This is a genomic window from Vibrio sp. 2CM40D (assembly GCF_023161825.1).
In the GTDB taxonomy this organism is placed as follows: domain Bacteria; phylum Pseudomonadota; class Gammaproteobacteria; order Enterobacterales; family Vibrionaceae; genus Vibrio; species Vibrio alginolyticus.
This window is the reverse complement of record NZ_JALNTL010000004.1, coordinates 248463-263156: the sequence shown is the minus strand read 5'-3', so window position 1 is coordinate 263156 and position 14694 is coordinate 248463. Positions and strand designations below refer to the sequence as shown.

The window sequence follows — 14694 nt, the reverse complement described above, 5'->3', positions numbered from 1 at the left end:
TATGTATAAAGCAACGACTTCTCTACATTCTGCATTACTTTTCGGCCTTATTGCGACATTCATGTGTGCACCAAGTTTTGCCAAGCATGACAACGAGTACACATCACAAAATGGCCACGCCATCGTGCAAGATGTCGAAAAGCCAGGAACACGCATCGAATTCGATGAAGATCAAGATGAGGTCTACCGCGCGGTTCAACAAGGATATATACGACCATTTTCGGAACTTTACGCCGCAGTAGAAAACGACTTATACGGCCGCATCATCAAGGTCGAGCTTGAAGAAGATGATGATGCTTGGGTGTATGAATTGAAAATTCTGTACAACAATAGCGTCCTGAAAGTTGAGTACGACGCCGCCACGCTGGAAATGCTTGAGATCAAAGGTCGCAGCTTTAACAAAGCGTTAAAGCCGCAAAACAACTAAACTTGTCTAATGCGTAATCCAGACACGATGCGTAACTTACTTCGATAAAAATCCAAACATAATAAGAATCATCAATATGAAAATACTTGTTGTTGAAGATGATCCTCGTTTAGGCGAGCAAATCATCGAAACATTAGAAAGTACCGGCTGGGTACCAGAATTGTCCCAAGATGGCATAGACGCTCTGTATCGCGCGACTTCGGAAGAATGGGACGCCATTGTTCTCGACCTCGGCTTGCCAAAACTGGATGGTCTTACCGTCCTAAAAGGCATCCGAGATGAAAACATTAATACTCCTGTCGTGATTTTAAGCGCTCGCGACACCCTAACGCAGCGAGTTGAAGGCTTAAACGCAGGTGCAGACGATTACCTAACTAAACCATTTGAAATGGTTGAGCTTATCGCTCGTATTCGTGCACAGCTTCGAAGAGCCTCTGGTAATGCCTCTCCTGTGATGCAAATTGGCGACTTGAGCTTGGATACACGCACTTCTAAAGTCATGTGGCAAGGGCAAGCGGTAAGCTTGACGGCGCTAGAGTATAAAGTGGTCGCTTACTTTATGCATAACCCGGAAAAAGTGATTTCTCGAACCGAACTCGTCGAGCACATTTACAAACAAGACTTTGATCGTGACTCCAACACAATCGAAGTTTTTATCGGCCGAATTCGCAAAAAAATCGCACCAAAGATCATCAAAACTGTCCGAGGGTTGGGATACCAATTAAATGCCGAATAGAAACAGGCTACCGTTGAACGCAATAAAACGACTGAGTATCAAAAGTCGCCTCGTTTTAGCGGCGATCGTTTGGTTAACGGCAATGATCCTCGCCGCTGGTGTGACGATACCGACGCAGGTCTACAACTATATGGTTGATGACACTCGCTCACAGCTCAGCATTTTTATGGATGAAGTCGCAGCACAGTTAGAAGTCGATAACACCGGGCATCTTTCACTCGCAGCTCAGCTATCAGACCCTCGATTTAACCGACCTTACAGTGGTTTGTATTGGAGTGCCTCTACAGAGGCAAGCCTCGAACGTTCTCGTTCGTTGTGGGACAAAAAAATCGAATACAAAGGTTTGGATAAAGATGCGTATGGAGCAAGAGGCGAAAAACTAATTACGCTAGAAAAAGCACTGTATCTTCCTGATTACGATGGTCCTATTCACATTATTATTGGTATTGACGAAGAGCCCATTAAAAATACCCTTCAAACGTTAATCGGCCAACTTTGGCTTATTTTGGGTTTATTATTCGCGGGCGTACTTACCGTCATTTTACTGCAAATTGCTTGGTCATTGAGTCCGCTTACAAAGCTACAAAAAGAATTAGCCGAGCTGAAGTCTGGTAATAAAAAGAGTCTAGAAGAAACCTACCCAAAAGAGATTTCTCCTCTAATCTTCGACCTCAACGCTCTGCTGTTCCATTACCAAGAATTACTAGAGAGAGCTCGCAATCATGCAGGTAACCTATCTCATGCACTTAAAACGCCACTTTCTGTTCTAAAAAATGAAGTTCAGACGTTAGAACCTGAGGCACAATCCCGTCTCAGAGCTCCAATCAATCAAATACAAGACCATATCGATTACCATTTGGGTCGTGCCCGTATGGCCGGATCGATGAACATATTATCAGTGAAGTCGAACCCAGCAGATCGTGTGGATGCTATCTCAATGGCGTTTGATAAAGTGTATGCGAGCCGAAGCATTACCTTAATTAATGAACTTGATTCAGAGCTGAATGTAGCAGTAGAGCAGACCGATCTCGATGAAATGCTAGGTAACTTGCTAGAAAATGGCTATAAGTGGGCCAACAGCATGATTCGTGTGCACTCCTCTCAGGATAAGGAAAATATACACATCATTATTGAAGATGATGGGCCAGGCATCCCTAAAGAGAAACTGAGTCAAGTAATCAAGAGAGGAGTTAGATTGGATGAAACAACCCCTGGCTCAGGTCTTGGTCTAAACATAGTCAGTGAAATGGCACACAGTTACCGAGGTCAGTTAACATTGGATACAAGCGCTTTAGGTGGATTAAAAGCATCTTTAGTCTTACATCTCAGCCGAACATAAAGCATATAACACATAAACTTTGTTTTTCGGACCATGATCAGTAAACCGATGAAAATGAAGTCGATGTGAACAAAATCCAAGCAAAGCGTTAAAAGGGATAGCCTTCCACCCCGCTAAATCATACCTTTTTGTTGATTTGGATACGATTTGGGTTGCCCATTTATAATTGGAATGATAGTATCCGCGCTCGCTTGAACAGTTCCTGTTTCAAGCTTTACCACGAACAACAAGGTCGCATTGTTGATTGTGAACATTTGATTTTTACTAATTTGAGAGTAAATACTATGAAATTCGAAGCAGTAGTACGTACTGAACTAGGTAAAGGTGCGAGCCGCCGCCTACGTCACGCTGGCAAATTCCCTGCAGTTGTATACGGCGGTGAAGAAGCAGCAGTAGCTATCGTTCTTAACCACGACGACATCGTAAACCAAATGGACAAGCCTGAATTCTACGAAGGCATCGTTCTAGTTATCGATGGCAAAGAAGTTAAAGTTAAGCCACAAGACGTTCAACGTCACGCGTTCAAGCCAAAAGTTGAACACATGGACTTCATCCGCATCTAATTCCCTACCAAGGAATTAATCGGATTAAATCCAAACCTTTTGCATAAAAGATAATCGGACTTACCAACCGAGACATCTAAAAAATTTCAAAACCCCGGAGTCTTACCACCTCCGGGGTTTTACTATATTTAGCATATAGCATTTGATTTATGAGCGGGCAATATACTTCACTAAAGTGAGATCGGTCAGCGTCATACTCTCAATCACTTCCGACTCTTCCTCTCCAGTACGCACAAAACCACACTTCTTGTAAAAGTTAAGCCCCTGTTGATTAGTATCCAGTGCTTTCAAACTGATCTGCATAACTGACGTAGAGAGCAAACGTGTCTCTAACTCATCTAACAGTGCACTTCCTGCTCCTTGCCCATAATGTAGCGGCGTAACGTAGCAACATGTCACTAATGCCGTTTTATCTTCGCTGGTGTGGTTAGGTAACTCGTAACTTAAAAAGCCAACAATTTCTCCTTGCCTCTCAACTACGATCAATTGGGCCAGTTGCTCCGTCATCACTCGTGCCCACATCCTTTCTCGACGCTCAATCGTAAACTGCTCTATGTAGCTCTTTGGCATTAATCCTTTATACGCCACCTGCCAAGAATCAACGTGTATCTTGGCGATTTGGGCTGCTTCCTTTTTGAGTGCGTCCCTTACTGTGTATCTCATAAGCATCCTTTATTAGCGTTCACCACTTACAAATTCTTTTAACCCTACCCTTTAAACCAAAGCTCAAAGATAACAGCTACAGTCGCAACGCTTTACATTAATCCATTTCATTTTCATTAATTAAATGATAGTTCACATCATAATATTCGAAGAAGAACGATCCATTATTTACTTTTCATTTTGACTCATTAGGTTGAATCTATTTGTTTAAACACTCGAGTGTCAAATGCGGAATAAGCACGATAAGGTATCGGATGAGGATAAATAAACGATGCCTAAAGCATAAGGTTTCTAAACGATCGCAATTATAGTAAAGAGATAAATACAATTTTTGATAGAGTTAGGCAGAATAAAGCCATAATCAAATGAGTTTCAATTCTGTGCTGTTCATTATGCATACAAACCGAGCCCCTCATCATTAGAGCGAAAATTTATAACGATTTGTGTCATACCTATTAGGGAAAACATAAACTTGGCAAAATTATCACCAAAATCAGCGTAATACTTCGCAAAAATGCGCATTGATTCACACAAACAACACACATTCAATTAACTACCTCACAAAAAATAGAGCTAGCTATATAAAATAAATACTAAATACCAATTCTGTTTATTTATAGACGTAGTTTGCAGGCTTATTAATTCATTTCTCCGATAGAAGTATAAATAAGAGATAGATCACTAAAGTTTCACATTAATTCCGTATATTTCACGCCGTAACAATAACAAAATCACAAAGAAAGGATCCCTTATGAAGTTTTCCAAATCTCTTTTGGTAGTGGCAGTGGGCGCTGCGCTAGCAGGATGCGGCTCAGACAGCGACAATTCTCCAGTAACCTGCGAGACTGCAGATTCTTGTACTAAGTTCACCGTTCTCCACACTAACGATAACCATGGTCGCTTTTGGCATAACAGCGACGGCGAATACGGCATGGCTGCGCGTCACACTTTAATCGAATCTATCCGCGCAGAAGTCGAAGCAAAAGGCGGTGAAACCATTCTGCTATCTGGCGGTGATATTAATACCGGCGTACCAGAATCAGACATGCAAGATGCGGTTCCAGACTTCGTAGGGATGAACCTACTTGGTTACGATGCAATGGCTGTCGGTAACCACGAATTTGATAACTCACTAGATATTCTCGATATGCAAGCCGAGCTAGCTGACTTCCCTATGCTGGCTGCGAATATCTATAAAAAAGATACAAACGAGCGTTACTTCGACCCTTACAAAGTATTTACTATCAACGGCCTTAAGATCGCTGTTATTGGTCTAACAACGCAAGACACTGCGAAGCTAGTCAATCCAGACAACGTATCAAACATCCACTTCGAAGACCCTCAAGTAGAAATCAAAAAGGTACTGAATGAAATCGAAGAGAACGAAAAGGTAGACCTAGTATTTGCAACGACGCACATGGGTCACTACGAAGATGGCAAAAACGGTAGTGAAGCACCAGGTGACGTTAAACTCGCTCGCTCTCTTGAAGAAGGACAGCTAAACGCTATCATCGGTGGTCACTCGCAAAACCCTGTATGTATGGAACCAGGTACCAATGAGTATGCTGATTTCAAACCTGGGGATGATTGTGCCCCAGACCAACAAAAAGGTACTTGGATTATGCAAGCGCATGAGTGGGGTAAATATGTGGGTCGTGCAGACTTCGAATACTACGACGGCAAGCTTCACTTAGCAAACTACGCACTGATTCCTGTAAACCTTCTAGACGAAAACGATGAAGTTATCGGTGAACGAATTCAACAAGATGCAACAGTAAAAGCGTTACTACTGCCATACCAACAACAAGGTCAAGAGTTATTAGATGAGAAGATTTCTAATACGACGGGTAAGTTAGAAGGTGATCGTAACGTAGTTCGCTCTCAACAAACTAACCTAGGTCACCTACTCGGCGAGGCATACCGTACTTACAAAACGGTAAATGCTGACTTTGGTGTGATGAACTCTGGCGGCGTGCGTGATTCAATCCAAGATGGTGATATCACTTACCGTGACGTACTAACGGTTCAGCCATTTGGTAACTTCGTGACTAAAGCAACTATGACAGGTAAAGAAGTTAAAGAATACCTAGACGTGGTTGCGACGAAATCTGCAGGGTCTGGTGCTTACGCTCAACTAGATAACATCACTTTAGATGTAAATTGTGATGCTGGCTCAGTAACCATTACCGATATTAACAATAAAGGCTTCGATCTAGACGCAACGTACACATTCTCTGTAATCAGCTTCAGTGCTGCTGGTGGCGATAACTATCCAATTATCGATGTTCAATCTACACAGCTAACCGATGCATACGTTTTGCGCGAGTTCTTCGTAAACAACCCACAAATCTCTGCGGATAACTACAACAAGAACTTAGAGAACATCAAGTACTTCAGTAATGGCCAACCAGTAAAAGGTTGTCCTGCAACTGGTAGCTAATACTCAACACCTTACCCCTGGCGCTAAGAGCTTTTACAAGCAATTTCGTCAGGGCTTTCCTTAAAACCGAAGCTTTGTGCTTCGGTTTTTTATTTTCGATAAATTACTGAAAACTCTCCACCTTCACAATATGTTCAAAAATTGTTCATTTGTGTTATTGACGCCCCTGTGTTGGGCTTCTATGTTTGATAAGGTCTTTTAAATATGCAGGTTCATCGGCTAAATTTCGCGAAACATTTTTAATCGCATAGTCAATGATTCTGAGAAAGATGTGAATGGCGTTACAAACACTGCTCTCAAACAATTTGTCTTTGGACTTCAAACGATGGTGATGTGCCTCCACGCGCACACTAATGAGCAGCGATCTGGACGTCAATGTGTTCAAACTGCTGCCATCGAGTTCTGGAGGTCAAAAATGAAACGAGCCAGCAATAGCTACAGACTCCAAATGATCAAAGAAGTAGTTACCCGTAGAGAGCGTGAAGCTTGTACGGATCCTATGGCGAGATATATTCATCAACTGATGGATGAACGCCCAACAAGTAAATTAGATGTTGAATTCAATCATCGATTTTCAGGAAATCACTTCGACGAACAAGCGGGAGGCTGGGTTAGCGACCGTTGGTCGATGAAATAACGCCAATTACCGCTCTATAGGGAAAATGGATAGGAGATTCCCGGTTCTTAAAGGACACCTTGCCGGACCGGGAATATGTAAAAGCCTAATCAGAACCGAAAGCGTAAACCCATTGATTGAACAAGAGTTCTAGAATAAGTCTTGTTGAGGCGATGACTCATCTTGAAGCTGTTCTGGCTTCGTCTTCCCCGCCAACATCTTTCTTCTGTACCTTTGACGACACAACTTAATAACGTGCAACTGCTGAGCGGGGGTTAAGTTAAGCCAATTAAACCTTTCCTCTCTCTTTCTCATACACCCCTTGCAATACCCTTTTTCATCGGAGGTACATACTCCAACACAAGGGCTTGGGACAGTAAAAAACTCCAGTTGCTCCATACTAAAACCGCTCTTTCCATATTAGGGCGTATTGGCCTAGTTTAAATAATGAGAAGATTAGTCAGCAACAAAATCTGCTATATACTTCGTTATGTCAAAAACATACGAAACCATAACCTTATGCTGACAAAAACAGTGTTTTATTACTTATACTTACCGCGTTTATAAAAACGGAGTCTATAAAATGAAGCTTAGCCTAAAAACGTTAGTTACAGCAATCTCTCTCCCTGTTCTTATGACTGCTTGTGCTAGCAACGGTGATGATGTGAAAGAAATAACGGCTCAAGATTTGCAGCACCACAACTGGGAACTTGTTCAAGTTGATGGCAAAAATATCGTTCTAGACGAACACCAAAAAGCTGCTCGCCTAGAAATCGGTGAAAATCTAACCGCAAACGGCAACGCAGGTTGTAACAACTTCTTCGGTCAAGCCGAGCTGAAAAACAACCAACTACGCATCGAAAAAATGGGCATGACCATGAAGATGTGTATGGAAGATCAAATGAAGATCGAAAACGCAATGACACAAACACTATCTAACTGGAGCGATATCACGCTAACTAAAGATGGTCTTGTTCTGAAAAGTGCCGATCACGAATTGACGTTTACACTACGTGACTGGGTAAACTAATCCCAACTAAGTAAACCAAATAGTATTTTGAAAGCAGCCAGACGGCTGCTTTTTTATATCGATGAATCGTTAGTCATGCATGCTAAAGTCATTTAAATGGCCAACTTTCTTTCTCTTTTCGCCCTCAATTCCATGCTTTAGACATCAATTTTGCTCTGTAAAACAGCCTATTCATATCTCTGGGGACAATAATTTTCAATTACTTGAAAGAATATCCTCAAACAAACGGTCCGCTCCTAAAATGACACCAAATTTGTCCTTTCTTCGTTTTGCTTCACATTGAGAGTAATTCTTTGAATCAATGAGTGATTCCGTTTGGGATTGGCATTGATAATAGAGAGAGATGAATTACTATCCTTGTAACAGAGCGGAACGACTTGCGAAAACATCAATAGAAACGAAAGCAAGCACCAAAAGACATAACACGGAATAGATATGAAAAAGCTACTCAGCAGCATTGGCATTTTAGCCACGACTTTTGCGACACCTTCTTTTGCCGATTCATCAGTGAATAGCGAATGGCAAAAAATCGAACAGCAAGCCGACGGGCAATCCGTCTACTTTCATGCTTGGGGCGGGAGCCAAGAAATTAATCGCTACATACAGTGGGCGAGTAGAGAGCTAAAATCACGTTATAACGTGACGCTAAACCACGTTAAAGTAACTGATATTTCTGAGACCACTACTCGACTTATCGCAGAAAAAGCAGCAGGCAAAAACAGCGGTGGTAGTGTTGATATGGTTTGGATCAATGGCGAAAACTTCAAATCAATGAAGGATAACCAATTGCTATTTGGTCCTTTTGTCGAAGGTTTGCCAAGCTGGCAATATGTGGATAAATCTCTACCAATTGATGTGGACTTCTCCGAGCCAACAGAAGGTCTAGAAGCACCTTGGGGAGTAGGACAATTAGTGTTTATCCATGACGAGCAAACCCTCCATAACCCTCCAAAATCATTCGCAGAAATGCTGAGCTATGCAAAAGCGTTCCCGAATCGCCTGACTTACCCTCGACCACCAGAGTTTCATGGCACAAGCTTTATCAAAGCATTACTCATTGAACTGTCTAACAACGCCCCTGAGCTGCAACAACCAGTTACCGATAACACGTTTGAGCAAGTCACTCAACCGCTGTGGTCTTATCTAGATGAGTTCCATAAAGTCGCTTGGCGCGGTGGTAAGCAGTTTCCAGGTGGTACAGCAGAAACCCTTCAGCTACTAGATGATGGTCAGACTGACCTGGCGATTACCTTTAACCCGAACGCGGTTTTCTCTGCGCAGTCGAGCGGTAATCTTGCAGAGAGCACCAAAGCGTACGCAATGGACGCAGGAGCACTCTCAAATATCCACTTTTTAGCGATTCCTTGGAACGCAAATGCCAGTGCTGGTGCACAAGTTGCGATAAACTTTTTATTGAGCCCTGAAGCACAGTCTCGCAAAGGTAACCTAAACATCTGGGGCGACCCTTCGGTACTAAGCAACCAATACCTAACTGGTTCGGCCAAAAACACTCAACAATTCAAATCTATCGCTGAGCCACATCCAAGTTGGCAAGCGGCGTTAGAAAAAGAATGGTTGAAACGCTACGGGAATTAGTAAGAATCCATGTTAAGAGCGCTGTATTTAGTCATTATCGCAGTTTATATTTTGCCTACCATTCCGGGACTACTTGGAGTGGTTGTCTCTGCGCTCGGTTATGTGCCTCCTATCGGCTTGCACCACTTTTCTTTAGATGGCTTTAACGCTGTTTTTGATTGGGAGGGTGTTTGGACATCCATCGGGCTTACTTTCTACTCTGCCATTTTCAGTAGCTACTTGGCTTGCTTGATCACATTTGCGATTTTGCAAGCCTCTTGGGGTAGCAAGTTTTGGCGAAAAATTGAAGTAAGCCTCTCGCCACTTCTTGCCATGCCGCACGTAGCGTTTGCGATTGGCTTTGCGTTCTTGTTTGCCCCAACTGGTATGGGCGTTAGGGTTCTCAACCAACTGTTTGGTTACGACCCGAATGCACAAACGGTGAATGACTTAGCATTGCTGATTAAAGATCCGCACGCACTCGGTTTGATCATCATGCTTGCGATTAAAGAAGTGCCGTTTTTATTGTTGATGAGTATTCCAATTCTTCAGCAATTGAAAGTCGATAAGATTGAAAAAGTCAGTCATTCGATGGGCTACAGTTCGGCGCAAGCGTGGTGGAAATGCGTGTTCCCACAGTGGATAGCAAAACTGCGCTTTCCAATGCTGGCGGTATTGGCTTACAGTTTGTCCGTTGTCGATGTCGCCCTGATTATTGGCCCCACCAACCCGCCGACGTTTGCGGTTTTGGTATGGCAATGGTTTAACGATCCAGATTTATCGCTCCTACCAAGAGCGGCCGCTGGCGCAGTAATACTGTTTGCGATCGCAAGCCTTTTGATTGGATTTGCACGCTTAATGGAATGGTGTATTACCAAAGGCTTCAAACGCTGGCAGTACTCTGGTCGAAAAGGGTTTCGTTTACCCGGTAAAACCCTATTTTCACTGGTCGCGCTACTTGCACTTCTAATGATTCCACTCATGGTGCTGTGGAGCTTTGCCCAACGTTGGCGCTTTCCAGATTTGCTCCCAAGCCGTTACAGCCTGCGTTTTTGGGAATACGAATGGCACAGTATTCTAGGGACTCTAGAACAAAGTATGTCAATCGCCCTAATCAGCGCGACTGTCGCGCTAGTTCTTGCTTTAATAGCACATGAGTATCGTCTCCGTTATCGCTGGCAGGTGCCCGGTTACATCATCGCCATCCCAATGCTGATTCCTCAGCTATCCGTGCTATTCGGTATGCAAGTAGTGACGCTGTACTTAAACAGTAATGCGTATTTCTTTTGGGTATGTTGGGCGCATGTATTCTTTGCGTTCCCATTTATTTACCTCTCGCTAGACGGTCCGTGGCGCAGCTTCGATAACGGCTTAACTCGCGTCGCACTCAGCTTGGGTAAATCACCGATGCAAGCTTGGTTAAAAGTGAAACTGCCAATCCTCCTGCCTGCAATTGCATTCGCGTGGGCTGTCGGTATTAGTGTCAGCCTGGCGCAATACCTACCAACATTGGTGCTAGGGGCTGGGCGCATTAGCACCATCACAACCGAAGCCGTTGCACTATCCAGTGGTTTTGACCGACGTGTCACCGCTATTTACGCCATTTGGCAAGCTCTGCTGCCATTCTTGTTCTTTTCTTTTGCGATACTGCTTAGCCACTTGCACAGGAAGTATCGCCGCTTGTCTATAAAAGGTTTACTACTGAATGAGTCTTTGTCTCGAAAACCTCGCCATCCGTAAAACCAATGGCGACGCGCTTTTTTCAGCGTTCAACATGACCGTAGAAAAAGGTGAAATCGTTACCCTGATGGGGCCTAGCGGTTGTGGTAAATCCACTTTGTTGGATGCCATTGCCGGGCACCTATCCGCCGAGTTCAACTACTCTGGATCCATTACGCTTGATAACGAAAAGTTGGATGCCCTCCCTGCCCATAAGCGTCAGGTCGGTATTCTATTCCAAGAAGATTTGCTCTTCCCTCATTTAACGGTGTGGGAGAACCTTGCCTTCGCGCTACCAAACTCAATCAAAGGTGAAGAGCGTAAAGCTCACGCTATGCAAGCACTGAAGAACATTTCATTGACCAAACTAGCAGAGTCCTTTCCTGACCAAATTTCGGGAGGGCAACGCGCCCGTATTTCATTGACTCGTATGCTGCTAGCAAAGCCGAAAGTTGCGCTACTTGATGAGCCCTATAGCAAGTTGGATAAAGACCTGCGTGTACAATTTCGCAATTGGGTGGTCGAACAATTGCAGCAAGCGAACATTCCTACTTTGATGGTAACGCACGATGAAGATGATATCCCTGATGGCAGCCGCTGCCTAAACTGGCCGTGGGAGAAAAATCATGCTTGATAGCCTGAGTATAAAGCTCATCCGCAAACCGCTGGCACTCAGTGCGACATATATCGATAAATGTGGCATCACCGCAAATCAGACGACAGTATTTGGTTTTGTGCTTGGCTGTTTTGCCCTGCCTGCTTTGATCGCCGAACAGTACTTGTTGGCGTTGCTGTTTATTTTGCTGAACAGAATCTGTGATGGGTTAGACGGTGCACTGGCAAGGATTCAAGGCATTACCGATGCGGGTGGCTTTCTTGATATCAGCTTAGATTTTTTGTTCTATTCGTTGATTCCTTTTGGCTTTGTGCTTGCCAACCCAGAGCACAATGCCGTTGCAGGCGCATTTTTGATTTTTTCCTTCATCGGCACTGGTAGTAGCTTTTTGGCTTTTGCCATCATGGCAGGAAAACAAGGCATCGATAATCCGGTATATAAAAACAAATCGCTTTACTACATGAGCGGCTTAACCGAAGGTACAGAAACCATTGGCTGCTTGGTTTTATTTTGTTTGCTACCGCAACACTTTGCCGTCATCGCGTATATCTTTGGCGCGGCATGCTGGTTTACTACTTTTACACGTATTTATTCAGGGTTTCATACGCTTAACGATCATTAATACTGCTTAGACAATCGCGTTTCCTTAAGGGACAGGCCGCTAAGCCACTGTTTTATAAAGCACCAAAACGCAGGTTAAATTGGGGTATATACTCTCTGAATGAAGAAACCATTCGGAGGCTATATGAAAAAACAGATCAATTTAGGCATGTTGCTCACCATTACTTGTGCGCTCGTGCTTGGCGGCTGTAGCTCACCTAACCCGTACGGAGATGCATACGGCTCATCCGACACTCGCAAAGTTCAGCAGGTTTACTACGGCACAGTAGAAAAAGTAGAACCCGTAACCATTGATGCCTCTACCCAATCCAATGCCATTGGCACCATCGCTGGTGCTGCCGTGGGCGGGATCTTAGGCTCAAAAGTTGGGGGCGGTTCTGGTTCGGATATCGCTGCCATTGGTGGTGGTCTATTGGGTGGCTATGCAGGCAGCAAAGCGGCTGAAGCAACCGCGAAAAGAAATGGCGTGAATCTGACCATTCGTTTAGAGGACGGAAAGATTATCTCTATTGTTCAAGAAGCAAATCCAAACATGATTTTCCAACCAGGCCAAGCGGTCCAAATCAATGTTTCTGGTAATGACGCTAGAGTCGTTCCTCGTTAATTCGGACGAACCAAACCTTTGGCCTGCTTTAATTCAAACACCTAACCCGCGCAAGCTTACATCACTGGCTTGTTAACTTGCGCATTTCTTTTCGTATCAAACTTGATCGTCGTCAATGGAACATCAATCTCCCACACCTTTCGATGTTCAAATGACATCAAGTTGCTAGCATGAGCCCATTCCAGATAACTTTGGGCTTGTTATGACTCCGACTGTTGACCACGTACTCCTTAATATCGCGCTAAACCTCAGCTCAAATCGCTCTCACGAGCAGCAATATCAAAATCTCATTGATGGGGTCGCGCAAGTATTCCCATGTGATGCGAGCTGCCTGTTTATCTTCGATGAGGATGGGTTTCTAACTCCTGTCGCGGTAAAAGGCTTATCCAGCTCGGTCTTAGGTCGTCGCTATTTCCCCAAGGCGCACCCTCGCTTAGATGCCATTATTCATAGCCGTGAACCGGTGCGTTTCGATGCCGATTGTTCACTGCCGGATCCTTTCGACGGCACACTATTAACTGAAGACCAATGCATTGATGTTCACGATTGCATGGGCTTTAGCTTGTATGTCGAAGGCCAACTTGTTGGCGCACTAACGATGGATGCACTAACGGTGGGCGCGTTTGATGGCATCGATCCTGTCGCTATCGAAACCTTTGCGGCTTTGACCGCTGCGACATTGCGTAACATTGCTCAGTTAAAAGCGCTCAAAGCGCAAAACCAGAAGCAAAAAAGCGTCACTCAAACCCTTATCCAGCAAGCCCGTTCTCAACATGGCGAAATGGTGGGTTTGAGTCCGCAGATCAACCAGTTACGAAACAACATTGCGACTGTTGCTCAATCAGATTACGCGGTACTTATCTTAGGAGAAACCGGAACTGGTAAAGAACTGGTCGCGCACTCGGTACACGCGCAATCTCATCGTAGCGATAAGCCGATGATTTACGTCAACTGTGCGGCCCTGCCTGAAGGTCTGGCTGAGAGTGAACTGTTTGGCCATGTCAAAGGCGCATTTACAGGTGCTAATAGCCACCGTGCCGGTAAGTTTGAACTGGCAGACGGTGGAACGATTTTCCTTGATGAAGTGGGCGAACTGCCTTTGATTTTGCAAGCAAAATTGCTGCGCGTAATTCAGCAAGGCGAGCTGCAACGTGTAGGTAGCGATCAGCATTTGATGGTCAATGTGCGCATCATCGCCGCGACCAATCGACAATTAGAAAAAGAGGTCGAATCTGGCACGTTTCGAGCTGACCTTTTCCACCGTTTGAACGTGTTCCCAATCCAAGTCCCCCCACTGCGTGCCCGTGACGGGGATATTCCCGTTTTAGCAGGATATTTGTTGGAAAAAGTACGCCAACAATTCAATGCACCCAATCTGCACGTTCATCCTAAAGTGTTGACTCAATTGGAATCTTCACCTTGGTACGGAAACGTGCGCGAGCTCGAACATACTTTAACGCGCGCGGCTTTGCACGCCATTCAACAAGGCGCAAGCACGATCATGCTTAACCATTTCGACACCTCATTGGCTCTCGGTGATGTAAAAAACACATCGCATTATTTACCCAAAGAAAGCCAACCAATGCGAGAACTGATAGAAAGCTATCAACGTGATTTAATTGAACATGCTTTAAGCCAAACTGGTGGCGTTTGGGCAAAAGCAGCGGAGTTTTTGCAAATGGATCGCGGGAACTTATATCGAATGGGTAAAAAGCTCGGGATCAATAAATAACCAACCACAAGAA

Annotated in this window: 15 protein-coding genes; 13 read left to right on the top strand and 2 right to left on the bottom strand. The window is 44.3% G+C overall.

What is annotated here, in order from left to right:
* Position 1 precedes the first annotated feature (1 nt).
* The 4 genes from MTF70_RS10810 (at position 2) to rplY (ending at position 3065) form a co-directional block, all read left to right on the top strand.
* Positions 2-427 carry a PepSY domain-containing protein gene (locus tag MTF70_RS10810; protein ID WP_017634885.1) on the top strand — a complete coding sequence of 142 codons (426 nt, stop codon included), beginning with the start codon at positions 2-4 and terminating at the stop codon, positions 425-427.
* Between the two features lie 76 nt (positions 428-503).
* Positions 504-1163: a response regulator transcription factor gene (locus tag MTF70_RS10805; RefSeq protein WP_005378073.1), complete on the top strand. Its 660-nt coding sequence runs from the start codon at positions 504-506 to the stop codon at positions 1161-1163.
* Complete coding sequence (locus MTF70_RS10800; RefSeq protein ID WP_005378071.1) at positions 1153-2502, top strand: ATP-binding protein; 1350 nt, start codon at positions 1153-1155, stop codon at positions 2500-2502. Before MTF70_RS10805 ends, MTF70_RS10800 begins: the two co-directional genes overlap by 11 nt.
* Positions 2503-2786: 284 nt before the next feature.
* Positions 2787-3065: a 50S ribosomal protein L25 gene (gene rplY, locus MTF70_RS10795; RefSeq protein ID WP_005378066.1), complete on the top strand. Its 279-nt coding sequence runs from the start codon at positions 2787-2789 to the stop codon at positions 3063-3065.
* Between the two features lie 147 nt (positions 3066-3212).
* On the opposite strand, the gene MTF70_RS10790 is transcribed toward rplY, so the two are convergent.
* Positions 3213-3728: a GNAT family N-acetyltransferase gene (locus tag MTF70_RS10790; RefSeq protein WP_017634886.1), complete on the bottom strand. Its 516-nt coding sequence runs from the start codon at positions 3726-3728 to the stop codon at positions 3213-3215.
* A 751-nt stretch (positions 3729-4479) separates the two neighbouring features.
* Here MTF70_RS10790 and ushA point away from each other — a divergent pair.
* Positions 4480-6168, top strand: coding sequence for a bifunctional UDP-sugar hydrolase/5'-nucleotidase UshA (gene ushA, locus MTF70_RS10785; RefSeq protein WP_213986660.1), 1689 nt, complete (start codon positions 4480-4482; stop codon positions 6166-6168).
* Between the two features lie 415 nt (positions 6169-6583).
* Positions 6584-6805 (top strand): hypothetical protein, encoded by a 222-nt coding sequence (locus MTF70_RS10780; RefSeq protein WP_005386686.1) that lies wholly within the window; start codon positions 6584-6586, stop codon positions 6803-6805.
* Positions 6806-6934: 129 nt separating this feature from the next.
* Here the strand turns inward: MTF70_RS10780 and MTF70_RS10775 are convergent, their stop codons facing one another.
* Complete coding sequence (locus tag MTF70_RS10775) at positions 6935-7183, bottom strand: DUF1289 domain-containing protein (protein WP_005378062.1); 249 nt, start codon at positions 7181-7183, stop codon at positions 6935-6937.
* Between the two features lie 184 nt (positions 7184-7367).
* On the opposite strand from MTF70_RS10775, the gene MTF70_RS10770 reads away from it, so the two are divergent.
* The 7 genes from MTF70_RS10770 (at position 7368) to norR (ending at position 14681) form a co-directional block, all read left to right on the top strand.
* Complete coding sequence (locus tag MTF70_RS10770) at positions 7368-7814, top strand: META domain-containing protein (protein WP_005378077.1); 447 nt, start codon at positions 7368-7370, stop codon at positions 7812-7814.
* Positions 7815-8249: 435 nt separating this feature from the next.
* Positions 8250-9410 (top strand): ABC transporter substrate-binding protein, encoded by a 1161-nt coding sequence (locus tag MTF70_RS10765; RefSeq protein WP_158173801.1) that lies wholly within the window; start codon positions 8250-8252, stop codon positions 9408-9410.
* Positions 9411-9419: 9 nt separating this feature from the next.
* Complete coding sequence (locus tag MTF70_RS10760) at positions 9420-11129, top strand: thiamine ABC transporter permease (RefSeq protein WP_213986661.1); 1710 nt, start codon at positions 9420-9422, stop codon at positions 11127-11129.
* The gene (locus MTF70_RS10755; RefSeq protein ID WP_138939979.1) at positions 11095-11742 is read left to right on the top strand and encodes an ATP-binding cassette domain-containing protein; all 648 of its coding nucleotides are present in this window, start codon (positions 11095-11097) and stop codon (positions 11740-11742) included. Before MTF70_RS10760 ends, MTF70_RS10755 begins: the two co-directional genes overlap by 35 nt.
* Entirely contained in the window at positions 11735-12346 is a 612-nt protein-coding gene (locus MTF70_RS10750; protein WP_005386693.1) for a CDP-alcohol phosphatidyltransferase family protein, read from the top strand. Before MTF70_RS10755 ends, MTF70_RS10750 begins: the two co-directional genes overlap by 8 nt.
* A gap of 123 nt (positions 12347-12469) precedes the next feature.
* Positions 12470-12949, top strand: a complete 480-nt coding sequence (locus tag MTF70_RS10745; RefSeq protein ID WP_005386695.1) for a glycine zipper 2TM domain-containing protein — start codon at positions 12470-12472, stop codon at positions 12947-12949.
* 202 nt (positions 12950-13151) lie between these two features.
* Positions 13152-14681, top strand: coding sequence for a nitric oxide reductase transcriptional regulator NorR (gene norR, locus MTF70_RS10740; RefSeq protein WP_136976068.1), 1530 nt, complete (start codon positions 13152-13154; stop codon positions 14679-14681).
* The last annotated feature ends 13 nt before the right edge of the window (positions 14682-14694 follow it).